The 23,790-nt window shown below is 68.0% G+C and carries 22 protein-coding genes and 2 tRNA genes; 13 read left to right on the forward strand and 11 right to left on the reverse strand.

All coding sequences use genetic code 11. From position 1 onward, the window contains the following. Positions 1-40 precede the first annotated feature (40 nt). The 6 genes from E1H18_RS12570 to E1H18_RS12595 form a co-directional block, all read right to left on the reverse strand. Entirely contained in the window at positions 41-2,065 is a 2,025-nt protein-coding gene (locus E1H18_RS12570; protein ID WP_172268610.1) for a phosphocholine-specific phospholipase C, read from the reverse strand. Positions 2,066-2,188: 123 nt separating this feature from the next. Further along, positions 2,189-5,158 (reverse strand): TonB-dependent receptor, encoded by a 2,970-nt coding sequence (locus tag E1H18_RS12575; RefSeq protein WP_172268613.1) that lies wholly within the window; start codon positions 5,156-5,158, stop codon positions 2,189-2,191. 91 nt (positions 5,159-5,249) lie between these two features. Continuing rightward, on the reverse strand, positions 5,250-6,191 hold the full coding sequence (locus E1H18_RS12580; protein ID WP_172268616.1) for a FecR domain-containing protein: 942 nt from the start codon (positions 6,189-6,191) through the stop codon (positions 5,250-5,252). Beyond that, positions 6,127-6,717, reverse strand: a complete 591-nt coding sequence (locus tag E1H18_RS12585) for a sigma-70 family RNA polymerase sigma factor (protein WP_370526491.1) — start codon at positions 6,715-6,717, stop codon at positions 6,127-6,129. The genes E1H18_RS12580 and E1H18_RS12585 overlap by 65 nt, the downstream gene beginning before the upstream one ends. Positions 6,718-7,028: 311 nt before the next feature. Next, positions 7,029-7,103: transfer RNA gene (locus tag E1H18_RS12590), tRNA-Val, on the reverse strand. A 48-nt stretch (positions 7,104-7,151) separates the two neighbouring features. After that, a complete protein-coding gene (locus E1H18_RS12595) occupies positions 7,152-7,877 on the reverse strand; it encodes a phosphoglycolate phosphatase (protein WP_172268622.1) in 726 nt (241 codons plus the stop codon). A gap of 70 nt (positions 7,878-7,947) precedes the next feature. Here E1H18_RS12595 and glmU point away from each other — a divergent pair, with 70 nt between their 5' ends. From glmU to E1H18_RS12635, 8 genes are all read left to right on the forward strand, one after another. Further along, positions 7,948-9,324 carry a bifunctional UDP-N-acetylglucosamine diphosphorylase/glucosamine-1-phosphate N-acetyltransferase GlmU gene (gene glmU / locus E1H18_RS12600; protein ID WP_172268625.1) on the forward strand — a complete coding sequence of 459 codons (1,377 nt, stop codon included), beginning with the start codon at positions 7,948-7,950 and terminating at the stop codon, positions 9,322-9,324. Further along, positions 9,321-10,004: a ribose-5-phosphate isomerase RpiA gene (gene rpiA, locus E1H18_RS12605; RefSeq protein ID WP_172268628.1), complete on the forward strand. Its 684-nt coding sequence runs from the start codon at positions 9,321-9,323 to the stop codon at positions 10,002-10,004. Before glmU ends, rpiA begins: the two co-directional genes overlap by 4 nt. Before the next feature lie 44 nt (positions 10,005-10,048). Then, complete coding sequence (gene gor / locus E1H18_RS12610) at positions 10,049-11,449, forward strand: glutathione-disulfide reductase (RefSeq protein ID WP_172268631.1); 1,401 nt, start codon at positions 10,049-10,051, stop codon at positions 11,447-11,449. After that, the gene (locus tag E1H18_RS12615; RefSeq protein WP_172268634.1) at positions 11,446-12,678 is read left to right on the forward strand and encodes an O-antigen ligase; all 1,233 of its coding nucleotides are present in this window, start codon (positions 11,446-11,448) and stop codon (positions 12,676-12,678) included. The genes gor and E1H18_RS12615 overlap by 4 nt, the downstream gene beginning before the upstream one ends. A 111-nt stretch (positions 12,679-12,789) precedes the next feature. Continuing rightward, the gene (locus tag E1H18_RS12620; RefSeq protein ID WP_172268637.1) at positions 12,790-14,169 is read left to right on the forward strand and encodes a class II 3-deoxy-7-phosphoheptulonate synthase; all 1,380 of its coding nucleotides are present in this window, start codon (positions 12,790-12,792) and stop codon (positions 14,167-14,169) included. Between the two features lie 97 nt (positions 14,170-14,266). Further along, the gene (locus E1H18_RS12625) at positions 14,267-14,971 is read left to right on the forward strand and encodes a retropepsin-like aspartic protease (protein ID WP_172268640.1); all 705 of its coding nucleotides are present in this window, start codon (positions 14,267-14,269) and stop codon (positions 14,969-14,971) included. Between the two features lie 2 nt (positions 14,972-14,973). Continuing rightward, positions 14,974-15,186, forward strand: a complete 213-nt coding sequence (locus tag E1H18_RS12630; RefSeq protein ID WP_172268643.1) for a hypothetical protein — start codon at positions 14,974-14,976, stop codon at positions 15,184-15,186. 90 nt (positions 15,187-15,276) lie between these two features. Then, entirely contained in the window at positions 15,277-17,067 is a 1,791-nt protein-coding gene (locus tag E1H18_RS12635; RefSeq protein WP_172268645.1) for a long-chain-acyl-CoA synthetase, read from the forward strand. A gap of 3 nt (positions 17,068-17,070) precedes the next feature. Here E1H18_RS12635 and E1H18_RS12640 read toward each other — a convergent pair whose 3' ends face one another. Beyond that, positions 17,071-17,868, reverse strand: coding sequence for a DUF2306 domain-containing protein (locus E1H18_RS12640; protein WP_172268647.1), 798 nt, complete (start codon positions 17,866-17,868; stop codon positions 17,071-17,073). Between the two features lie 134 nt (positions 17,869-18,002). Here E1H18_RS12640 and E1H18_RS12645 point away from each other — a divergent pair, with 134 nt between their 5' ends. Together E1H18_RS12645 and E1H18_RS12650 are read left to right on the forward strand one after the other, a co-directional pair. Further along, a complete protein-coding gene (locus E1H18_RS12645; RefSeq protein WP_172268649.1) occupies positions 18,003-19,034 on the forward strand; it encodes a helix-turn-helix transcriptional regulator in 1,032 nt (343 codons plus the stop codon). 11 nt (positions 19,035-19,045) lie between these two features. Next, the gene (locus E1H18_RS12650; protein WP_172268651.1) at positions 19,046-19,471 is read left to right on the forward strand and encodes a nuclear transport factor 2 family protein; all 426 of its coding nucleotides are present in this window, start codon (positions 19,046-19,048) and stop codon (positions 19,469-19,471) included. Between the two features lie 6 nt (positions 19,472-19,477). Here E1H18_RS12650 and E1H18_RS12655 read toward each other — a convergent pair whose 3' ends face one another. From E1H18_RS12655 to E1H18_RS12665, 3 genes are read right to left on the reverse strand one after another with little or no spacing between them, the layout of a single operon-like run. After that, a complete protein-coding gene (locus E1H18_RS12655) occupies positions 19,478-20,011 on the reverse strand; it encodes a dihydrofolate reductase family protein (RefSeq protein ID WP_172268653.1) in 534 nt (177 codons plus the stop codon). A 9-nt stretch (positions 20,012-20,020) separates the two neighbouring features. After that, positions 20,021-20,920, reverse strand: a complete 900-nt coding sequence (locus E1H18_RS12660) for a M23 family metallopeptidase (protein WP_172268655.1) — start codon at positions 20,918-20,920, stop codon at positions 20,021-20,023. Positions 20,921-20,922: 2 nt separating this feature from the next. Beyond that, complete coding sequence (locus E1H18_RS12665) at positions 20,923-21,570, reverse strand: hypothetical protein (protein ID WP_172268657.1); 648 nt, start codon at positions 21,568-21,570, stop codon at positions 20,923-20,925. 189 nt (positions 21,571-21,759) lie between these two features. On the opposite strand from E1H18_RS12665, the gene panD reads away from it, so the two are divergent. Next, positions 21,760-22,116, forward strand: coding sequence for an aspartate 1-decarboxylase (panD, locus tag E1H18_RS12670; protein WP_172268659.1), 357 nt, complete (start codon positions 21,760-21,762; stop codon positions 22,114-22,116). After that, entirely contained in the window at positions 22,116-22,577 is a 462-nt protein-coding gene (locus E1H18_RS12675) for a hypothetical protein (RefSeq protein WP_172268662.1), read from the forward strand. Before panD ends, E1H18_RS12675 begins: the two co-directional genes overlap by 1 nt. A 70-nt stretch (positions 22,578-22,647) precedes the next feature. Here the strand turns inward: E1H18_RS12675 and E1H18_RS12680 are convergent, their stop codons facing one another. Next, positions 22,648-23,391: an SIMPL domain-containing protein gene (locus E1H18_RS12680; RefSeq protein WP_172268665.1), complete on the reverse strand. Its 744-nt coding sequence runs from the start codon at positions 23,389-23,391 to the stop codon at positions 22,648-22,650. A gap of 151 nt (positions 23,392-23,542) precedes the next feature. Between E1H18_RS12680 and E1H18_RS12685 the strand changes: the two genes are divergently transcribed. Beyond that, positions 23,543-23,618 (forward strand) — tRNA-Ile (locus E1H18_RS12685). Positions 23,619-23,790 lie beyond the last annotated feature (172 nt).

The raw sequence follows: 23,790 nt of genomic DNA on the forward strand, positions 1-23,790 counted from the left end.
CGCCGGGCGCGTCCGCGGAGTTGGACGCGCCCGAGAAGCTTCAGGCCTTCGCCGGCGCCCGTCCTGCGAACTCGAGGCGGCTAGCGTCTTGTTCGACGGCAAGATCGTAACGCCGGTTGGCGTCGGTCCACGCGAGGGTCAGGCTGACCGGCCGGCCGTGCAGGGTGCGGGTTTCGCGCCGGCCATCGTGGTCGGTCACGATGACCTTTCCCTTGCCGACGATCGTCACGGCCACGCCTTCGGAACGCAGGTCGAGGCGGGCCGACACGCTCTTCTGTCCTGCACCGACGAAGCGGCGATGGAAGCCTTCGGGGCCCATCACCTGCAGATCGTAGCGACTGTCGTCGCCAGTGCGCGCCCAGATTCCATCCAGTCGCTTGCCGGCCTCGACGGTGTAGCGGCGAGGACCGGCGTCCAGGGCGTGGCGGTCGTAGACATGGAAGACCGCGCCGCGTGCGCCCTTGTTGAGGAAGGCCAGCAGCACCTCGTCCTCACGCGCCGTCAGCTCGCACTCCAGATCGTAGGCAGCTGGGCAGGCAGGGCGGAAGCCTTCGACCTGCTGGGGGCGGGCCGGCATGGCCGGGATCGGCGGCGTGGTCTGGCGGGGCAGGGCGGCGGCGCGCATGGCGTCCTCGGCCGGATTGGGCAGCGACACGATCGCCGGATCGCGGCCGGTGAAGTCGAAGCACGAGGTCAGGTCGCCGCAGACCGTCCGCCGCCAGGGCGAGATGTTTGGCTCCATGACCCCGAACCGCTTTTCCAGGAACTGGATCACCGAGGTGTGGTCGAAGACCTCGGAATTGACCCGCCCGCCACGGCTCCAGGGCGACAGGACGTACATCGGCACACGCGGGCCCAGGCCGTAGGGGCGGCCGACATACTCCGGCCTGTCCTGCTTGGCGTCGGCGGGACTGGGCACATGGTGGTATTCGCCGTCCAGCGCCACGGTCGAGGCGCCCAGGAGCTCGCCGCGCGGGTTGCGGGTTGGCGGGGCCGGCGGCGGCACGTGGTCGAAGAAGCCGTCGTTCTCGTCGAAATTGACGATCAGGACCGTGCGCGCCCAGACCTCCGGATTGGCGGTCAGGGCGTTGATCACCTCGGCGGTATAGGCCGCGCCCTGGGCTGGGCTTGACGGACCGGGATGCTCCGAACCCTTGGCGGTGGCGATGATGTAGGACACCTGCGGCAGTTGGCCGGCCAGCACGTCGGCCTTCAGCCCGTCCAGCGCCCGGGTGGTCAGGGCGCGCGCCTTCAACTGCGGGTCCGAGCCGGGTTCGCCGGCGAAGGCCTTGCGGAACGCCTCGAAGCCGACCAGCGGGTTGTCGGTGTAGTTGTCGGCCATGTCCTGGTAGATGCGCCAGTCGACCCCTGCGGCCTGCAGGCGCTCGACATAGGTGGTCCAGCGGTAGGGGACGGGCGCGCCCTTGCCGTGCGGCGGCGCCAGGCTGTCATGGGAATTGCCGACGGCGGGGCCGCCCAGTCGCCCGGTTGGGTCGATGCCGCCGCTCCACAGCATCAGGCGGTTGGGGTTGGTGCCCATCTGCAGCGAGCAGAAACAGCCGTCGCACAGGGTGAAGGCGTCGGCCATGGCGTACTGGAACGGGATGTCGGCGCGATCGAAATAGCCCATCGCGTGCGCCTGCTTGGCCTCGGGCCAGCGACCCATCCGGCCCAGGTCCCAGGCCGCCTGGGCGTCTGGCCAGCTGTGCGGCGTGCCCTTCACCCGCATGTGGGCGAAGGTCTGGCGGACGTTCAGCGGGAACGGCGCCAGCCAGCGCGGACCGCCGCTGATCCCGTCATGCTGCAGGAAGACGTCGCGCTGGGCCTTGTCCTCGATCGGCGGGGCGGGCGCGGGATGCCGATCCGAGAAGCCCTGCACGCCGCTCATCGTGCCGAAGTAGTGATCGAACGAGCGGTTCTCCTGCATCAGGATGACCACGTGCTGGACGTCCTGGATCGTGCCCGTTCGCACGTCTGGGGCGATGCCCATGGCGCGGGCGAGGGCGGGGAAGCTCGTGGCGGCGGCCAGGCCGGCCAACAGGCCGCGGCGATCGATCTGGGTCATGGAAGGCGCTCCTGCGCTCTTTGAATTCTGGGGGGAAAAGCTACGACCCCGACCGCCAGGGGACCGGCGATCGGGGTCAGCTTGCGACCGGGGCTTACCAGGCGCGATCCGGTCGAAGAGGGGTCAGTACCGGTAGGTCAGGCCGATCGCGTAGGAGCGGCCCATCTCCAGGGTCAGCTGCGGGATTTCCTGGTTCCAGCCCACCCATTCCGTCCGCTTCTGGTTGGTCAGGTTGTTGGCGGTCAGGCGCAGCATCAGGTTGTCGCTGAAGCGATAGTTCGACGACAGCGACAGCAGGCCCTGGTCGCCCCGGTACTTGTTGCGCGAGGCGGTGGAGTTGTTGGTCGCCACCAGGGTTTCGCCCGAATAGGTGTAGGCGACGCGCATCGACAGCGGACCGCGGTCGTAGGACAGCGCGGCGTTGCCGGTGATGTCCGGCTGCCAGGACATGGTCTTGGGCTGGTGGATCTTGCCGTCCGACATGGTCTGGAAGAAGTCCACGTCGACATAGGTGACGTTGCCCGAGATGGTGAAGCCGCGCAGGGCGTGCGGCAGTACGAAGTCAAGGTCGCGGACCACGTTCAGCTCCACGCCCTTGAAGTCGATCGGCTCGCCCGCGTTGATCTTCTGGGTCACGGTCGCCGTCACCTGGCTGCCCTGCCAGTCGATCGTCATGTCCTCGGTGGTGGTGAGGAACTCGTCCTTCATGTTCTTGTAGAAGAGGCTGAGCGAGACCACGCCGGCGTTCTTGGGAAAGAACCAGTCGAAGGCCAGGTCCAGGTTGTCCGACCGGCGCGGACGCAGGTTCGGATTGGCGCGGCTGAGGACATAGCCGCTCTCGTTGTTGTTCAGGGTCTCGCCGCGCGGGGCCACGTCCGAGAAGGCCGGACGGCCCACCGTGCGCGAATAGGCCGAGCGGATCCGCAGCTGGTCGTTGACCCGGTAGTCGACCGTCATCGACGGCAGGAAGTCGTGATAGCCGCCCTTGTTCTGGGTGTCGCCCCAGACGCCGTTGGCCTTGCGACGGCCGGTGGCCTCGGTGCTGGTGTCCTCGTAGCGGACGCCGGCGGTCAGGTTCCAGCGCTGGCCGGCATAGCGGATCATGCCGTAGCCGCTGAGCACGGTCTCCTTCATGCCGTAGTCCGACTTCTGGTCGTCATCCAGCTGCGGGTTGTTGATCCACTGGCCGGGGTTGGCCGCCAGGTGGGCGAAGAAGCTGCGCAGCGCCACGCCGGGATCGATGACGACCATGCACTGGCCCTTCAGCGCGCCGGGCGGGCGCAGGCAGCTGTCCTTCTCCAGCGCCCCGGAGACCGCCAGGGTGAAGGCGTTGCCCGTGGCGGGATTGTAGGTGTTGAAGTCCTCGTCGTAGCCGCGGTCCTCGCGCCGCGCGCCCAGGCCGCCGGCGAGGCGCCAGCCGCCACCCGCCACGTCCAGGTCGCGCCCAAGGTCCAGCTTGGCCTCGTAGATGTCGGCGTCCAGGCTGCGGTTCTCGTACAGCTGCCGGACGGCGGCGTAGTTGTTGTAGTTGTAGAACTGATCGGGATTGAGCGGGGCCATGGTGTAGACGTTGCCGACCCGCTCGTAGGTGAAGGCCCCGGCCACGGCGCTCTTCTGCTGCCACTCGACCAGTTCCTGGGTCTCGCGGTGCTTGGCGCCGGAATAGTTCAGCCGCCAGGAGACATCGGCGATCGCGGGCTTGTGGTCGCCGCCCGCCGTCAGGGCCCAGACGGCGCGATCGTAGTGAATGTCGACCGGATATTCGCGGATCGCGGCGCTGGCCGCGCCGGTGATCGTGCCGCCGTGCGCGGTGCGGTTGGTCAGCGCGCCGCCGCCCGAATGCTCCCACAGGCTGGTCTGGCGCACCTCGTCGTCCTTGGCGTTGCTGAGAAAGCCGCGCACGAACAGGACGTCGTTGTCGCCGCTGCGATATTCCAGGCGGCCGCCGCCGCTGTAGCGGTCGCGCTCGTTGTAATAGAAGTGCCAGCGGCGGTTGGAGAGCACCGGCTCGGCCGCGCCCGGATAGGTTCCCGAGACGGTCCCCGGCTGGCCGGCGTCCTTGCCGTCGGCGCCGTAGTAGTAGCGGGTGCCCGACGAGCCGGCATATTCGGCCTGCGGCGTGTAGAGCGTGCGCTTCTGGTAGTCGGCATAGACCACCAGGCCGAACTGGTCCGAGGATCCGAACGTGCCCGCATAGTTGAAGCCGACGCCGCCCCGCGGCTTGGAGCCCTTGGGGCCGTCACGGTTCAGCAGGTCCTCGCCGACCTCGGCCTCGATGCGCAGGCCCAGCTTCTGACCGAAGGCGCCGCGGGTCTTGATGTCGATCAGGCCGGCGACCGCGCCGCCTTCCAGGTTGGGCGTGAAGCTCTTGTAGACGTCGATACTGGCCGCCAGCGAGGCGGGCAGGACGTCCATGAGCATCCGCCGACCGCCGCCGTCGGGCACGGCCACCGACACGCCGTCGACCAGGGTCAGGTTGTAGTTGGCGGCCAGGCCGCGGACGGTCACGAAGCGCGGTTCGCCGCGATTGTCCTGAAAGGCGATGCCAGGCAGGCGCTGCAGCGCCTCGGCGATGTTGTAGTCGGGCAGGCGGCCCAGCTCGTCCGAGGTCACCGAGTCCATGATCTGCGTGCTCTCGCGACGCGCAGCCACGGCGCGGCGCTCCAGCAGGCGGCCGCCCACGACCACCAGTTCCTCGACCTGAGAGGCGTCCGAGGCCATCGGCGCGGCGTCGGCGGGCAGGTCGATCTGGCGGCCGGACAGGCCACCGCTCTTGCCGCCGGGCGCGCGCAGGTTCGAGCGTAGGGTGATGATGGCGCCTTCGTCGCGGGCGATATGCAGCGGCGTGCCGGAAATCAGCTGCCGGAGGGCGGCGCGGACGTCCATTTCACCGCGAACGGCGGGCGTGGTGACGCCAGCCAGGTCACGGGCCGGCGCGATGACCTGGATCTGGGCCTGCTGGGCGAATTCCGGAATGGCGGTGACCGCCGGCTGGGCCGGAATGTCGAACCGGCGCGCCTGGGCGTGGGCCTGCGCACTGACGCAGACGACCGCGGCCACGCCGCCGCAAAGCAAGGTCTTGTAGCAAGTCATCGTTCTTGAGCCCCGTTGTCGCCGCGTTACGCTCGGCGTGTCGGCGGCTAAGAGGCGCTGGCGGAAAGTCTCCGCCAGCCGTCACGAAACTTTAATGGGAAGCGCCGCGCGACAGCACGATCTCGTCGCCGCGTCGGGTCATGGTGGCGTCAAGGGCCACGGTGATGGTGCGGCTGAAGCCGGCAGGGTCGTTGGCGGCGAACAGGCCGGTGATCGGTTCGCGCGCCAGCTCGGGATCGGCGATCGTCACCCGCGGGTCGCCGTAGCGCGAGAAGGCTCGCGCCGCGTCCTCCAGGGTCTCGCCCTTGAAGGCGATCTTGCCCTCGCGCCAGGCCAGGTCGCGCTCGACGTCGCGAGCCGAGATCGGCCGCACAGCCGGGGGCGCGCCGGCTCTCAGGGCGATGCGGCTGTTGGCGTCCAGCACGACGGGGCGCGCCGCGCCGCCGGTGACGCTGAGCTGGCCCTGTTGAACGGTGACCTCGACCGGAGCGTCGGCCAGACGGCTGACCCGGAAGGCGCCGCTGGCCGTGGTCAGGCGACGGCCGGCGATCTCGACCTCGAACGGCCGCAGCACGTCGCGCGCCACCGAGAAGAAGGCCTCGCCGCGGATCAGCTCCACCAGTCGGCGGTCGTCGCGATACTTCACTCGCGCCGCCGAGTCGGTGTTCAGCGTCATGGTCGAGCCGTCGGGCAGGGGGATCAGCCGGACCTCGCCGCGCTGAGTGGCCTGGGCGCGGGGCGCCTGCAAGGTGACCGCCAGGCCGGCGATCCCGGCCGCCGCTGCGCTGGCGCCGCCCCACAGCAGGGCGCGGCGGCGGGTGATCATGGGTTGAGGGGGAGCCTCTTCCGCCGGCGCTCTGCTGGCCATGTCGATCGCCTGCATCCGCAGCAGGGCGCCGGGCCGGCGATCGTCGCCCGCCAGCCAGGCGTCGAACGCGGCCTGCTCGGCGACGCTCAGCGGCGCGCGTTCACGACGCGCCACCCACGTCGCGGCGGCGGCGTCGATGCTCTGGCTGGTTTCGCGGTCGGCCATCAAGTGCGGCGGGGTCCTGGGGCGGGGTGTTCGAGGGCTTAGAGGTTTGAGCGGGGGCTGTTCCGCCATCCCTAACCCAATCCAGCAGAAAACGAAGTCCCCGGCCTATGTGCTTTTCGACGGTGTTCTCCGAAACCCGCATCCGACTGGCGATCTCGCGCTGGGAGAGGCCGTGCACTCGTCGCAGCACGAAGGCGGTCTGGGCCTGGCCCGGCATGGCGGAGATCGCATCCGACACCTGCCGCAGCACGTCGCGGTCGATCACGACCTGTTCGGGGGAGGGGGCGTCGTCGCTCCACTCCAGATCTTCCTTGGCCTGAATGGAGACGATGCGGGAGCGGCGGACGTGGCGGACGACCAAGGCGTGGGCGGTCTTGAAGACATAGGCCCGGGGATACTCGATGTCCTCGACGGTCTCGCGAGCGGCCAGGGCGGTGTAGGTCTCTTGAATGATGTCGTCGACGTCGATGCCCACCCGCCGCTTGGAGGACAGCCAGGCGCGAAGCGCAGGCTCATGCGGCAGCACGCACTCCAAGAACCATCTGGTTCGATCTGGATCGACTCGAAACATCCGCCCGCCCGGCCTCGGTAGCGGTCGTCCCTAAGAGCCAAGCTTGAAGGTCGTGTGACGTAAGGTGAAGTTCGTCTTGGAGGTGAGTCTTATCGATATGTTATCTGGGGTGGAGTTTTCCGTTCCAGCTCGATCTGACTTCATTGGATTAGATTTAGCGTCGCCTGATCCTATCGTCCCGTAACGCGCTCTGCAGGGCGGCGGGCAGGGCGCACGAGATCAACTGCGCGATGCACGGGAGATCCCTGAATTTTCAGGAAGAGGAATGGTGGATGCTGCAGGGATTGAACCTGCGACCCCCTCGGTGTGAACGAGGTGCTCTCCCGCTGAGCTAAGCATCCGCCTTGTCGGTTCGGGCCGCGAGGGACCGATCCGCGAGAGGAGGGGGTCTATAATCTGGTGTTCGGCGCGGGGCAAGAGGCCAATAGCGAGATACAGGCCTTAGGCACGTCCAAAAAGCTGTGGATGACCAGATCGCCGCCCAGCGTGTCGACCGGCTCCTCGGTGTAGCCGAACGAGACCATCACGCTGGGCACGCCGGCGTTCTTGGCGCCGAGGGCGTCGTTGATGCTGTCGCCGACCATGACGGCGCGGGCCGGATCGCCACCGACGGCGGCGATGGCGGCGGCGACGTGGCGGCCGTCGGGCTTGGCGGCGGGGGCGCTGTCGGCGCCGATCACCGCGTCGAAGAAGGGCGTCAGCTCCACGGCGTCCAGCAGGGCGACCGACAGGTTGGTCAGCTTGTTCGTGCAGACGACGAGCTTGGCGCCGGCGATCTTCAGTTGGGTCAGCACCTCGACCACGCCGGGGAAGGGGGCGCTCTCGTCGGCGATGCGGGTCAGGTAGTGGTCGATGAAGCGCTGGACCAGCGGCGGGGCGCGCTCGGCGTCCAGGGGCGAGCCGGCGGCGGCGAAGCCGCGTTCCAGCAGAGCCCGCGCTCCACGACCAACCATCAGCCGCACGTCGTCGAAGGGCAGAGGGGGGAGGGCTTCCTGGGCCAGGATCGCGTTCAGCGCGCCGACAAGGTCGGGGGCGGTGTCGACCAGGGTGCCGTCGAGGTCGAAGGCGATCGTGGCCCCAGATAGGGCCTCTTTCAGGTCATGAAGCTGGCTCATGGGACTGGCCTTTCCGCCAATTGGGCGGCTAATGCAACGCTGAACGCGCTCCAGGGAGTCGCCCACGCCCATGACTGATTCCGTTTCCGCCACCGCCCGCCCGCGCGCCGCCGTGATCCTGGCCGCCGGCCAGGGCACGCGGATGAAGTCGCCGACGCCCAAGGTGCTGCACAAGGTCGCCGGTCGCACCTTGATGGACCTGGCGATCGACGCCGCCGAGGGCCTGGGCTGCGAGCGGATCGTCGTCGTGGTCGGCGCCCACAGCCCGCAGGTCGGCGAGCACGCTCGCAAGCGTCTCGGCCCCAATGCCACCGTCGTGCAGGATCCGCCGCTGGGCACCGGCCACGCCGTGCTGGCGGCCAAGGACGCCCTGGCCGATTTCGACGGCGACGTAGTCGTCACCTTCGCCGACTGCCCGCTGACGACCGCGCCGGTGATCATGCCGCTGTTCGACCTGATGGCCAGCGGGACCGACGTCGCCGTGCTGGGCTTCGAAGCCGCCAATCCGACCGGCTATGGCCGTCTGGTCCTGGCGCCGGGCCAAGTGCTGCTGCGCATCGTCGAGGAGAAGGACGCCGACCTGGTCACCAAGCAGGTCAAGCACTGCAACTCGGGCGTCCTGGCCGCGGATTGCGCGACGCTGTTCAGCCTGCTGGCTGATGTCGGCAACGACAACGCCAAGGGCGAATACTACCTCACCGACGTCGTGGGCCTGGCCCATGAGCGCAAGCTTTCGACCCGGGCGGCCTTCGCGCCGGAGGCTTCGGTGCAGGGCGTTAATTCGCAGGCCGAACTGGCCGCCGCCGAGGCCGTCTGGCAAGGCGCGCGCCGCCGCAGCCTGATGGTCGAGGGCGTGACCATGCCCGCGCCCGACACCGTCCACCTGTCGTGGGACACGCAAGTCGCCGGTGGGGCGGTGGTCGAACAGTTCGTGGTCTTCGGCCCCGGCGTCAGCGTCGAGACCGGCGCGGTGATCAAGGCCTTCAGCCACCTGGAAGGCGCGGTTGTGGGCGAAGGCGCCCTGATCGGACCCTATGCCCGTCTGCGTCCGGGCGCCGAGATCGGCCCCGAGGCCCATATCGGCAATTTCGTTGAAGTGAAGAAGGTGAAGGTGGGCAAGGGCGCGAAGGCCAATCACCTGAGCTATCTGGGTGACGGCTCGGTGGGCGAGAAGGCCAATATCGGGGCCGGCACCATCTTCTGCAATTACGACGGCTTCGAGAAGTTCGAGACCCATGTCGGCAAGGGCGCCTTCATCGGCTCCAACAGCGCCCTGGTCGCCCCCGTGCGCGTCGGCGACGGGGCGATGACCGGCTCGGGCTCGGTGATCACCAAGGACGTCGAGGACGGGGCCTTGGCCCTGTCGCGCGCCGAACAGACGACCAAGGCTGGATGGGCGACGAAGTTCCGCGCCCTGAAGCAAGCCAAGAAGGATGCGAAGAAATGAGCGCCGACGACCAGAAGCGTATCTCGGGCGAAGCGGCCGCGCAGCTCGTCGAGAATGGCATGACGGTGGGCCTGGGCACTGGCTCGACGGCCGCCTGGTTCGTCAAGGCGCTGGCGGCTCGCAAGCTGTCCGACATCCGTGGCGTGCCGACCTCCGAAGCCACCGCCACTCTGGCCCGCGAGCTGGGCATTCCGCTGGCGGCGCTGGATGACGTCAAGACCATCGACCTGACCGTGGACGGCGCCGACGAGATCGGCCCGGGCCTGTCTCTGATCAAGGGCGGCGGCGCGGCGCTGCTGCGCGAGAAGCTGGTCTGGGAAGCCTCGACCCGCTGCGTGGTCATCGCCGACGCGGCCAAGAAGGTCGATGTTCTGGGCAAGTTCCCGCTGCCGATCGAAGTGGTTCGCTTCGGCCACGTCCACACCAGCTGGCGCCTGGCCGACATCGCCGCCGAGTTCGACCTGCCGCCGCCGCGCCTGCGCCAGGCCGATCGAGGCATGGTGGTCACCGACGGCGGCAATCTGATCTACGACATGGCCTCGGGCGCCATCACCGATCCGACAGCCCTGGCCGCGGCGCTGAAGAGCGTGACGGGCGTGGTCGACCACGGCCTGTTCCTGGATCTCGCCGACGAGGCGCTGGTCGGCACGGATCAGGGTGTGGTGCGCCACGTTCCCTGACGTCCTACATTAGAGCGACCAAAGCTTAAGTTCCGGAGGCCGCCGTGGCTGACTACGACTTCGATCTCTTCGTCATCGGCGCCGGTTCGGGCGGCGTGCGGGCGGGCCGGCTGGCCGCCATGACCGGCGCCAAGGTCGCCGTGGCCGAGGAGTATCGGGTCGGCGGCACCTGCGTGATCCGCGGCTGCGTGCCCAAGAAGTTCATGGTCTATGCCGCCGAGGTCACCAGTCAGCTGAAGACCGCCAAGGGCTACGGCTGGACCATCGGCGAGGCCAGCTTCGACTGGAAGCGCTTCATCCACGATAAGGACGTCGAGATCGCCCGCCTGTCGGGCATGTACGTCACCAACCTGCAGAAGGCCGGCGCGCACCTGCTGCACGGCCGCGCCCAGATCGTCGACGCCCACACCGTCGAGATCCTGCCCAAGGACGGCAGTAACGACGCCGGAACCTACACGGCCAAGAAGATCCTGATCGCCACTGGCGGCCGTCCGGTGAAGCCGGATTTCCCGGGCGCGGAGCACGGCTTTATCTCGGATGAAGCCTTCCATCTGCCCAAGCTGCCCAAGAGCATCCTGATCGTCGGCGGCGGCTATATCGCGGTCGAGTTCGCCGGCATCTTCAACGGCCTGGGCGTGCAGACGACGCTGCTGTACCGCGGCGCCAACATCCTGCGCGGCTTCGACGACGACGTCCGCGCCCACTTGGCCGACGAGCTGGAAAAGCGCGGCATCAAGGTGGTGCTGGGCTGCTCGCACCAGCGCATCGAGAAGGCCGAGGACGGAACCCTGGTCAGCACCCTGACCAACGAGCTGACCTTCGAGACCGAGGCGGTGATGTTCGCCACCGGCCGCGACCCCTATGTCGAGGGGCTGGGCCTGGAGAAGGCGGGCGTGAAGCTGAACGAGCGTGGCGCGATCATCGTCGACGACCACTCCAAGACCAATGTCGCCAGCATCTGGGCGGTCGGCGACGTCACCGACCGCATCAACTTGACGCCGGTGGCGATCCGCGAGGGCGCGGCCTTCGCCCAGACCGAGTTCTACAACAACCCCACGACCTTCGATCACGAGTGCGTCGCCTCGGCGGTGTTCTCGCAGCCGCCGGTCGGCTCGGTGGGCATGACGGAAGCCGAGGCGCGCCACGCGTTCGGCGGGGCCGACATCTATCGCTCGGTGTTCCGGCCGATGAAGATCACCTTCTACGGCGGCCAGGAGCGCTGCCTGGTCAAGCTGGTGGTCAATCCCGAGGATCAGAAGGTCGTCGGCGTCCACGTGGTGGGCCCGGACTCGCCCGAGATCATCCAGATGGCCGCCATCGCCGTGAAGATGGGCGTGACCAAGCAGCAGTGGGACTCGACCTGCGCGGTCCATCCGACCCTGGCCGAGGAACTGGTGACCCTTCGCGAGAAGTACACGCCCGTCGAAGTCGGCGGGATTGGATGACGCACGACGAGATCTCGGGGGAGGGTGAGCGCCGCACGCGCTGGCTGGGCGGCGTCGCCGTATTCCTGATGGTGATGACGCCGCTGCTGGGCTACCTGGCCCCGCTGGGCTTTGCGCCGCTGCTCACCCTGGTGGGCTTGCTGGCGCTTCCGGGCCTGACGCGGTCGCGGCCGGCCGTCGGGCCTATGGCGCTGCTGGCGGCGCTGGTGGTCTGGGCGCTGGTCAGCCTGGCCTGGAGCCCGGCCGCGCCGGAGCTGGCCCGGCTGCAGCGCGGCAAGGACCTCGGTAACTTCACGGCCCTGAAACTGCTGCTGCAACTGGTCTTCTACGGCGCGGCGGTGGCGGCGCTCGGAAGCATGTCGCAGCGTTCGGCCCGACTGGCGGGCTGGGCGATGCTGATCGGCATGGGCCTGCTGGCCCTGGTCGGCGTGCTGGACGGACTGCTGAAGGCCGGCATCTACCAGGCGCTGCGCGTGGTGAGCGGCGATCCGATCCGTCCTGACCTGGCGATGGTCAAGGTGTCGCTGGCCATGTACCCGCTGGCCCTGCTGATCTGGCCTTGCGCCCGCATCCTGGACGCCAAGGGCTTCCGTGGCCGCAACGTCCTGATCGCCCTGCTCGCTGGGGCGATCGCCCTGGGCGGCCACCTGACCGGAGCCGACGCGCCGGTGGCGGCCATCCTGCTGGGCGGCCTGACCTGGCTGGGCGTTCGCCTGCTCGGCAAGCCGTTCGCTCGCGCCCTGATCCCGATCGTGATCACGCCGTTCATTTTCGCGCCGATGGTGGTGCTGTGGGGCGTGCGGTCGGGCTTCTTCTCGTGGCTGCACGTGCTGGTGCCGCCGTCCTGGGACCACCGGCTGAACATCTGGGCGTTCACGGCCAACCAGATCCTGCACCATGCCCTGCGCGGCTGGGGGATCGACGCCAGCCGCACCTTCGGCGACGCTATTCCGCTGCACACCCACAACGCGGCTATGCAGCTGTGGCTGGAGCTGGGCGCGGTCGGCGCGGCCCTGGTCGCGGCCTTCTTCGCCTGGGTGCTGTACCGCGTCGTCGGCTGGACCGAAGCCAATCGCCGCGACGGCGCCATGGCGGCGGCGGCTACGGTCTCCTATCTGGTGATCGGCGGCCTGAGCTTCGGCGTCTGGCAGGAATGGTGGTTGGCGCTTGGGGCGCTGACCGTCATCGCCTGCGGGGTCGCGCAAAAATCGAGCGCTGCTTTCCGGTAACGCGACAACGAAATTTCCAGCCCTGGGCTATCTGCGGTATCGCGCCGCACGATTTTGCCTTTTTATTCCGTTCGCGGTATCTACGCCGCCCTTCTAGTTACAGAGCCTGACATGACCGCCCGTTGGACCCCCGCCGCCTGGAGAGCTAAACCCGCCAAACACATCCCGTCCGATTATCCGGATGCGGGCGCTGTGGACCGGGTCGAGCAAACGCTTCGCCAGATGCCGCCGCTGGTGTTTGCGGGCGAGGCGCGCCGTCTGAAGAGCCTGCTGGGCGACGTGGCCGAAGGCCGCGCGTTCCTGCTGCAGGGCGGCGATTGCGCCGAGAGCTTCAAGGAATTCCACGCGGACAACATCCGCGACACCTTCCGCCTGATCCTGCAGATGGCGGTGGTGCTGACCTTCGCCGGCGGCAAGCCGGTCGTGAAGGTCGGGCGCATCGCCGGCCAGTTCGCCAAGCCGCGCTCGGAGCCGATCGAGACGATCGACGGCGTGACGCTGCCGTCCTATCGCGGCGACATCATCAACGGCATGGACTTCAACGAAGGCGAGCGCCTGCCGGATCCGGACCGCCTGCTGAAGGCCTACGGCCAGTCGGCGGCGACCCTGAACCTGCTGCGCGCCTTCGCCAGCGGCGGCTATGCCGATCTCTACAACATCCATCGCTGGACGCTGGGCTTCGTGGGCGACAGCCCGCAGGGCGCGCGATACCGCGAGCTGTCGGAAAAGATCAGCGAGGCCCTGACCTTCATGTCGGCCGTCGGCGTCACGCCTGACACCCAACCCGACCTGAAGCGCGTGGAGTTCTTCACCAGCCACGAAGCCCTGCTGCTGGGCTTCGAGGAAGCCATGACCCGCGTCGATAGCACCTCGGGCGAGTGGTACGACACCAGCGCCCACCTGCTGTGGATCGGCGAGCGCACCCGTCAGCTGGACGGCGCGCACATCGAGTTCATGCGCGGCGTGAAGAACCCGATCGGCCTGAAGTGCGGCCCGACCATGGAGGGAGACGACCTCCTGCGCCTGATCGACGTGCTGAACCCGAACAACGAACCGGGTCGCCTGACCCTGTACGGCCGCTTCGGTTCGGACAAGATCGCCGACCGCCTGCCGCGCCTGATGAAGGCCACCAAGGCCGCCGGTCGCTCGGTGGTCTGGGCCACCGACCCGATGCACGGCAACACGCTGAAGGCTTCGACCGGCTACAAGACCCGGCCGTTCGACCGCATCCTCGGCGAGGTGAAGAGCTTCGTGGAGATCGCCCAGGCGGAAGGCGTCCACCCGGGCGGCGTCCATCTGGAGATGACCGGCCAGAACGTCACCGAATGCCTGGGCGGCGCTCGTGCGGTCTCGGAAACGGACCTCGCCGACCGCTACCACACGCACTGCGACCCGCGCCTGAACGGCGAGCAGGCGCTGGAACTGGCCTTCCTGGTGGCCGAGAAGCTCAAGGCCGCCCGCGACGACCAACGTCGCCAGGCCGTCGGCTAAGATCAGGATCGTCAGCGAACGGCGCTATCTGGCGTCACTTCGCAGAGCCGTATAGCGTCCTCTCCCCAGTAAGATCTTCCTTGGGGGGAGGACGCGCATGGCCGCACAGGGCTCCAGGCGTCGCTTGTTGACCGGCGCGCTGGCCGCTGCGGCGCTGGCGCCCGCCGGCGCGCGGAGCCGGCAATCCTCCTCAGACGCTCTTCGCTATCTCGACAAGGCCCGCCGCCTGACCGTCGCGACGATGGTCAACGGCCAGGGCCCTTTCGCCTTTATGGTCGACACCGGGGCCAACAGCTCGGTGATCGCCGCCGAAGTTGCCGACCAGCTGGGATTGGCGCGCGGCCGGCGCAGCGAGATGCATGGCATCGCCGGCGCCCAGAGCGTTGACACCGTAACGGTCGAGAGGTTGGCGGTCGGCCGCCGGGTGCGCCAGGGGATGACCCTTTCGGTGCTGCCGCGGGCGACGCTCGATGTCGACGGCATACTGGGCCTGGAATGGCTGGGCCGGGCCAGTCTGCTGCTGGACTTCAAGCGCCGCCGCATGACGGTGGGCGAGGGGCTGCCGGTTCCCGATCCCACCACCTTCACGGTGAAGGCGCGGCTGCAGAAGAGCGGCCTGACCCTGATCGACGCCTTCATGCCCAGCCGGCGGATCATCGCCTTCGTCGACACGGGCTCCACGACGACGGTCGGCAACCCGCCTTCTTCGCCGAGGCGCTGGCCAAGGGGGCGATCATCGGTCCGGCCATCGACACCGAGCTGCGCAGCGTCACGGGACAGGTTCTGCCCGGGCGGCGGGTGATGATGAGCAGCCTGACGCTGGGGAAGGTGATTCTGCGTCGGGTCCCGATGGTGATCGGACCGATTCACACGTTCGATTTCTGGGGCATGCACGACGAACCGGCGGTTCTGATCGGCTCGGACATCCTGCAACACTTTGAGACGGTCGCTCTGGATTTCCGGGCGGGCGAGGTGCGCTTCAAGGTTTCCGGGCCTTCCTGGAGCGGCGTCGACTGATCGAACCCCGATAGTTTGTGCAATGCAGCGCCGCTCGGCTTGACCCGACCCGCAGTGCTCCCCAATGGTTGTTTTAATAGGGAGAGCCGTATGCGTCTGAGCGTGAAGATCAAGCGGGAGCTGAAGTTCCTCGGGGGCCTGACCCGTACGCTGAAGCGCGTGAAGTCGATCGCTCCCGACAGCACGAACCTGATCTGCGACGACCTGGAAGCGGCCGTCGACAAATGGCGCGACCGTCCGGCGATCACCTTCGAAGGCAAGACGATCAGCTATGCCGAGCTGGACGCGATGGCCAACCGCTATGCGCATTGGGCCAAGGGGCAGGGGATCACGCGCGGCCAGACGGTGGCGCTGTTCATGCCCAACCGGCTGGAATACATGGCCATCTGGTACGGCCTGACCAAGGTCGGCGTGGCCACGGCCTTGATCAACAACCAGCTGACCGGCGCGGCGCTGGCCCACTGCCTGAAGATCTCCCAGGCCCTGCACTGCATCGTCGATCCCGAGACCTCGCCTTGCTTCGAGGACGTGAAGGGTCAGCTGGACCGCCACATGCACCAGTGGGTGCTGGGCGCGGCCCACGGCGAGCAGCGCGACCTCGTGAAGGCGCTGAAGAGCTGCAGCCAGCTTCGTCCCGACCGCGAGACGGCGCGCGACGGTCTGACCGCCCGCGACACGGCGCTGTTCATCTTCACCAGCGGCACCACTGGCCTGCCCAAGGCCGCGCGCATCACCCACATGCGGGCCCAGCTCTACATGCGCGGCTTCGCGGGCTCGACGGGCGCCAAGGAAACCGACCGGATCTATGTGACCCTGCCGCTGTACCACGCCACCGGCGGCCTCTGCGCCCTGGGCGCGGGCCTGCTGAACGGCGGCTCGATCGTGCTGCGCAAGAAGTTCTCGGCCACCCACTTCTGGCCCGACGTCGTGCAGGAGAACTGCACGATGTTCGTCTATATCGGCGAGCTGTGCCGCTACCTGGCCAACCAGCCCGAACATGAGCTGGAGCGCGCTCACAAGCTGCGCATGATCTTCGGCAACGGCCTGCGTCCGGACGTCTGGAACGACATGCTGGACCGCTTCAAGGTCGGCGACGTGCTGGAGTTCTACGGCGCGACCGAGGGCAACGTCTCGCTGTTCAACTTCGACGGCCGCCGCGGCGCAGTGGGCCGCATCCCCCGCTACCTGCGCAGCAAGTTCAACATCCGCATCGTCAAGTTCGACGTCGAGGCCGAGGAGCCCGTGCGCGGGACCGATGGCAATTGCATCGAGGTCAAGCCGGGCGAGGTCGGCGAGTGTATCGGCCACATCGGCAGCGACGCGCGCTCCAACTTCGTGGGCTATGCCGACAAGGCCGCCACCGAGAAGAAGGTGCTGCACGACGTCTTCCAGAAGGGCGACGCCTGGTTCCGCACCGGCGACCTGATGCGCATCGACAGCGATGGCTACATCTATTTCGTCGATCGCATCGGCGACACCTTCCGCTGGAAGGGCGAGAACGTCGCCACCAGCGAGGTGTCCGAGCGCTTGGCCGGCTTCGACGGCGTGCAGGAGATCAACGTCTACGGCGTCAAGATCGCCGACCTGGACGGCAAGGCCGGCATGGTCTCGCTGGTCACCACGCCGGAGTTCGACCTGGTCGCCTTCGCCAAGCATGTCGACGAGCAGCTGCCGACCTACGCCCGTCCGCTATTCGTGCGCCTGCAGCCGGCGATCGAAACGACCGGCACCTTCAAGTATCGCAAGATCGACCTGGTCACCGAGGGCTTCGACCCGGCCAAGACCAAGGATCCGCTGTACTTCCGCGACGCCGAGAAGGGCTATGTGAAGATCACCAAGGCCCTGCACGCCAAGATCGAAGGCGGGGCGTTCAAGCTCTAGGCCTCACAGGTACGGGACCCACATGAAGGCGATCGTGCCGAAGACGCCGGCGGCCGTGAAGGCGGTTGCCAGCGTCAGCACGGTCGCCGCCGCGCCCTTCAGGACGCCGCTCTGGCTGCGCTGGGCCGCGGCGTACAGCTCCAGGATCGCCAGCGGGATCAGGTAGCTGCCGAAGGTCATGACGATGTCCGTCGGGCCGGACAGGGTGTCGTTCATGCCCACCGGCCCGCGATTGACCAGGATCCAGCCCATCAGGCCGACCCGGAGGAACCAGACGCCGCTGACCACCATGAAGGTCCGCATGGCCCAGCGTCGATGTGCCTCGAACCGCCGCTTGATCGCGTGCCGCCAGGCGAAGGCGGCGAAGACCAGGATCAGCACGCCGTTGATCAGGGTGGCGACGGCCGAGATCATCGACAGATAGGTCCCGCGTACGACCTCCAGCCAGACGCCGCTCAGGGCCATGAAGATGGCCAGGGACAGGAAGGTCCGCCCGGTCCAGCGGTGCACGCGCGGCCACCTGTTGCGCAGCGCCGGGACCAGCTGCATCAGGCCGCACAGCGTCACCACGGACGCCAGCAGCACGTGGACGGCGAAGACGACATTGCCCAGGTCGTCGCCCTTCACATAGCCGTCGATCAGGGGCTTGTCGTTCCAGCCGGCGAAGTCGCCGCACGCGGTGCGCACACCGTAGAAGGCCAGGATGAAGCCGATGAAGGCGGCCTGGCCGATGGCGGCGATCGTGAACCAGAGGACGCCCGCCCAGTGCAGGGCGCTCTTGGGCAAGGATGAGATCGACATGAAAGCTCCTGACGCGACCTCGGAGCTGAGGTCGGCGGCAGGGATGGCGGCGCTTCGGACGCCGGGTCTCGCCGATTTGGAATTCGGCTAGAGATAATTTCCGCGCCGGGGCAATTTCAGGCGGGGAGGCGCGCATGGCTTGGGCGACGACATTCGGCGGTGCGATCGCGGCGACGGGGAAGGGGCCCGGACGTCTGCGGACCTGGGCGGCGATCGCGACGGTCTCGTTCGTCTGCTACATCCTGGCCCGGATCGTCGATGGCCGCGCCGCCGCGGCCTTCTCGGTTGTCGGCGTCGGAGCCTGCGGCTGGGCTTGGCTGGTAGCCCGAGCCCTGTTCGATCCGGCCGAGCGCGACGTGCGATGGGCGCCGGTCGTGGCCTTGGTCGTCGCAGTCAGCGGAGGGCTATCCGAGCTGCTGCCGGCCGGCGGGATGGCCGGGCGCGTCGCCGGCAACATCTATGCGCTCAGCGGCTCGGCGGCGCTGCTGCTGACCTTCGTCGAACCCTTCCAGCGCTATGGTCGCGACCTGCCGGCTGTCGAGAAGCGGTTCCGGTTCGCCTTCGTCGCCGTCTACGCCGTGCTGGTGGCCGCCTCGGTCCTGGGGCTGCGCGCCGCGAGCGACGCCGCGCAGGACGACCTGATCAAGGGCGCTTGCGCTGTCGTGGGGTTGATCGCCGTGCTGGCCGCGGTGTGGTTCCGGCAGGCTCAGCCGCTGGCGGCGCGGACTGTGCGCCGCGCCCCGACCGAAGACGATGCGCGCCTGGCCGAGCGGCTGCGGCGGCTGCTGGCCGACGAGGCGATCGACCTTCGGCCCGAGCTGAAGATCGCCGACGTCGCCGCGCGCCTGGGCGAGCCGGAATATCGGGTCTCGCAAGGCATCAGCACGGCGCTGGGCTTTGCCAACTTCAACCGCTGGATCAACCACCACCGGATCGCCCGCGCCAAGGCGCTGCTGGCCCGTCCGGACGAGCGGCGGTCGATCCTGGAGATCGCCTTCGCCTGCGGTTTCGCCTCGCTGGGCCCGTTCAACCGCGCCTTCCGCGACGAGGTCGGCGCGACGCCGCGGGCCTATCGCACGGCGATGCGGGAGAGCGCCCACATTGACCGCGCCGCCGCCGCTTCTACAGTGTCTTCATCCGGCGCTCGAACGCCGGGAGCGCGATAAGGGGAGGCGACATGGCTCGCGAGCAGGCGCTGCAGGCGCTGGAAACCTGGCACGACCTTTTCGAAAAGCGCGAGTTCGATCGCCTGCGGTCGCTGGCGGCCGAGAGCGTCGTGTTCCGCTCGCCGGCCTTCTTCTCGCCCTATCCCGGCGTCGAGGCGCTGGTGCACATCATCTCGACGGTCAGCACCGTGTTCGAGGATTTCGCCTATCACCGCGAGCTGTGGTCCGAGGACCACGGCTCCGTGGTGCTGGAATTCAGCGCCCGCGTCGGCGACAAGAAGCTGAAGGGCATCGACCTGATCACCTTCGACGAGGCCGGCAAGATCCGGGAATTCGAAGTGATGATCCGTCCGGCCAACGCCGCCGTGGCGGTGGGCGAGGCCATGGCCGCGAAGGCGGGGCCTGGCCTGAAGGCGTTGCTGGGCAAGCCTGCTTAGCAGTGATCAAGCCGGGACGTAGGTCAGCCGGATCACGCCCTCTTCCATCGGCTCGCTGGCGTCGAGGCGCAGAGGCGGCGGCTTGGCCGCGAAATAGGGCGCGCCCTGGCCCAGCACGATAGGATGCAGGTAGAGGCGGTAGGCGTCGATCAGGCCCAGGGCGCTCAAGCTGCCCGCCAGCACCGGGCCGCCGACCTCGATTTCGCCGTCCACCGTGTCCTTCAACCGACGGATCGCGCCGTCCAGGTCGTCGCCGCCGATCAGCGTGGCGTTGGGACCGACCTGCGTCAGGGTGCGCGAGGCCACCCACTTGTGCTGGGCGCGCCAAGCCTCGGCAAAGTCGCGCTCAGGGGCGTCCCATTCCGGATGCTCCTCGTCCCAGTAACGCATGATCTCGTACAGCCGGCGGCCATAGAGGCTGCCGGCCTGCTCCCGGGCCTGGTCGATGAAGTGCTGGAACAGCTTGGGGCCGGGCGCGAAGCCGTCGTGGTCGACATAGCCGTCCAGCGAGACGTTCATTCCAAACACGAGCTTGGCCATGCGGCGATCCTAGTTTCCGCAGGTCTTGCCATCCAGCTTGCGCTGATAGGCCTGCGCCAGGCTGAGATAAGGCGGCAGGAAGGTGTGCAGGGCAATGGGCTTGCCGTCGGTCGTCGCGCCCGCCACGCCAGCCCGCATCTCGAAATGCAGGTGGATGGTCGTGGGCGTGCCGCCGAAGTCGTTGGACACCTTGCCCAGCTTCTGGCCGGCCATGACCTTGTCGCCTTCCTTCACCGCCAGGGTCGCCATCTGCATGTGCAGGTAGCGATAGGTGTAGTGCGGCGCGGCCTTGGCCACGAGGGTCACGGTATAGGTCCCGATGTCGGTGACCGTGCCGGCCTCGGCGGCCACGGCCCAGTGCTCGTTCTTCTTGCAGCTGGCCGGGCGGATGTCCTGACCCTGGTGGCCTGTGCCGGCTCCGGCGCACAATGGGTTCGAGCGCGAGCGGGCCTCGCAGAAATTGTCGCGCCAGGGCAGGCTGTAGTTCAGCGTATCGCACTGGCTGGGCTTGCCGGCCGGACCCATGCCGCCGCCCGGGCCATAGACCTGGGAATTGGCGAAGCCGGCCTCGGCCAGCGGCCAACACATGGTCGGAGACCACACCGTGCGGTCCAGATAGCCGGCGCCCTGGCCGGTCGGCAGAGCCCCGGCGGGATTGTGCTGGAAGGTCGCCGGCGATGGGACTGGCGGCTCGCTGGGCTGCACGGCAGGATCGGGGCTGGGCGGCACGGGCTCGCTGGACGGTTGCTCGGCGCCGCCATCGACCGGCGCGTCATCGGGCTTTGGCGGACCCGGCTCGGGCGAGGGCGGATTGACCGCGCCGCCGGGGGTCTTGGTGGTGTCGTCGCAGGCGGTCAGCGCGCCAGCGGCGAGCAGGGCGGCGATCAGAGCGAGAGGGAGAGCGCGCATGGTCAGCCTCCCAGCCCGGCGGCGGCGCGGGCGGCGGCGCCCATGACCACGGCGCTGGTCTTGCCGACCAGCCCCAGCACATAGTTGTCGTCGGCGCAGCGCGGATCGGTCGGCGCGTCGCAGCGGATCTCCACCGTGTAGAGCACGCCGTAGCGTACGAAGCTGGCCAGTTGGCCGTCGACCGTGCGCTGGACGGTCAGCATCTCGGGGCCGTCCTCGATCTTCAGCGGCTTGTTGGTCGGTAGTGGGACGATCGCGGTCGTGCCGCTCAGCGACACCCCGCCGCCGGCCGTGTCGGCAGTGATCGTGTAATAATCGCCGAAGCTGTAGATCCGCGCTCCGGCCGTCAGCTTGGCGTCACGCGGCAGCAGGATTGGCACGGCCGTGCGATCGACCTCGGCCCTATCGAGATTGGCGCCCAGGCTCTCACTCGCACCACCCGACTGCCGCAGCCCGCCGACCGCGCCCTGCCAGTCCAATCGGCTGCGTGGCGGGGCTGCGAAGGCGGCGATCCCCGGCCGAATGATCGGTGCGCCGGCGGCGTCTCTCGGCGTGTTGTCGGGCCGGGTCTGAGCCAGGCTCAAGGCTGCTCCCGCAACCGTCGCGACGGCGACCGCCCCCGCGATCGTCCATACTTTCTGGTGACGCATCGGCTTCCCCCACAGAACCGTGTTCTTTCAATCCATAGCGCGAAATGGCGGCGCTGTTAACGTTTTCCGATGCTGCGGTGCGATTGTGTGGGGCGGGGTTCGTGGCTATATGGCGAGACCTCATAACGGGCCTTGTGTGTGGCGGCTCGGAAAACAATATTTCCATCAAAGGGATAGGTTTCCCCCGCCATGCTTCTGACCATGCTCAAGGCCAAGCTGCACCGCGCCACGGTCACCCAGGCCGACCTCGACTACGAGGGCTCGATCGCCATCGACCGCGACCTGCTGGACGCCTCGGGCATCCTGCCCAACGAGCAGGTCGACGTGCTGAACATCACCAACGGCGCGCGCTTCACCACCTACGCCATCGAGGCTCCCCGAGGCTCCAAGGTCATCGGCGTCAACGGCGCGGCCGCCCGTCTGGTGCAGAAGAACGACCTCGTCATCGTGGTCACCTACTGCCAGATGGCCGCCGAGGAAGCTCGCAACTACGCCCCGACCGTGGTGTTGCTGGATGAAGGCAACCAGATCAAGAAGGCGGCCTGATGCGGCGGCTGTTGCTGCTGGGCCTCGTCGCTGCGGGCCTTTCTGCCTGCTCGCCCAAGCTGCCGGAAAGCGTCGATGAGAGCGTGCTGGTCGACGCGATCGGCCGCTCGATCGGCTCGCCCTCGACCTGCGTGGTGATCGGCGACGAGAAGGGGCGCCTGGTCTGGCGCGCTGGCGGCTACGTCACCTGCGCCCGGAACCTGCCGACCTGCGACGGGGCGGAGGCGACGGCTGAAGCCCTGCTGAAGTCCAGCGCTGGCAGGCCTGCGCGCTTCTTCAGCTGTCCCAATCCCGCCGTGGCCGCCAACACCGTCGGCTGGGCGATCGGTCCGGTGCCGACCAGCGAAGGCAAGCCGCACCACACCTTGACCTATGTCGCGGTCATGGAGGGCGACAAGGCCCTGCCGGGGCTGGAGATCCAGGACCGGGTCGAGCGGGCCTTCAAGAAGGGCGGCTTCTAGGCTCCGGATACAAATCAGCCGCCGCCGGATCGCTCCGACGGCGGCTTTTTAGTACGTCCGCTGAGGGCGCTTACTTCGCGGCTTCGTAGGTGGCGCTGACGTCCACCCGCACCTTCAGCTCGCCGGCCGAGACGCTGGTCGAGTCGGCCATCTCACGCTTGGCGGCGAAGGCCATGACCGGCATCGGCGGGGTGGGCTGCGAGAAGCCCGCGCCTTCGTTCAGATTGACCAGGCGCACGGCCTTGTAGCCGGTGGCGCGGCCATAGAGCTCGGCCTTGGCCTGCAGCGCCTTGACGGCTTCCAGGCGGGCGGCGTCCTCGGCGACCTGCGGGTTCTTCAGGCCGAAGCTGACGCCGTTGATCGTGTTGGCGCCGGCATTGACCGTGGCGTCGACCGCCGCGCCCAGCTTCTTCAGGTCCTGGACGGTGATCGTCACCTGGTTGGAGGCCTGGTAGCCGGTCAGCTTGGGCGGCTGGTTCTGCTCGTAGGCGTACTGCGCGTTCAGGTTCAGGTTCGAGGTCTGGATGTCGCGCTCGGCGATCCCGGCCTTCTTCAAGGCGGCCATCACCTGGTTCATCTGCACGCCGTTGGCCTTCATGGCCTCGGCGGCGGTCGCCTGCTGGGTCTGGACGCCCAGGGTGATGGTGGCCATGTCGGGCGCCACATTGGTCTCGCCATAGGCCGACAGGCTGAACGTCGTGGCGCGGAAGGCCGCGTCGTTCTGGGCCAGGGCAGGGGCGGCCGCGCCCATCAGCAGCGCGCCAGCCAGGGCGGGCAGGGCGTAGGACGACAGGCGGCGAGCGGTCTTGGTCATCTTCATTCTCCAGGGCTGTCCGGCGCAGGGGAAGCGTGGCCGAACACCTATGGTTCCTTTCGTGACAGCTCCAACCTGAACCGGAGCTTTAAGCCGCGTTCGGCTCATGTTATTCGCCGGCTCTCGCGTACGCTCACACACGTATCCGCGCGGGCCTGTAGCTCAATGGTTAGAGCCGACCGCTCATAACGGTCTGGTTGGGGGTTCGAGTCCCTCCAGGCCTACCAAACCCAACATAAGGGTTTGAAATCGCTAAAATATCAGTGAATTTAGCCCCTTGCGACCTTGGACTGTTACACCGAAGTGTGACGCACCGGGTCATGGGAGCTGTGCTTGGGGCTCCCGTCGCCGCCGAGGTTGTCGTGATGCGCGCAGCGCTGCGAAAACTTGAACGACCAT

It is taken from the genome of Caulobacter sp. RHG1, assembly GCF_013181195.1.
Classification (GTDB): Bacteria; Pseudomonadota; Alphaproteobacteria; order Caulobacterales; family Caulobacteraceae; genus Caulobacter.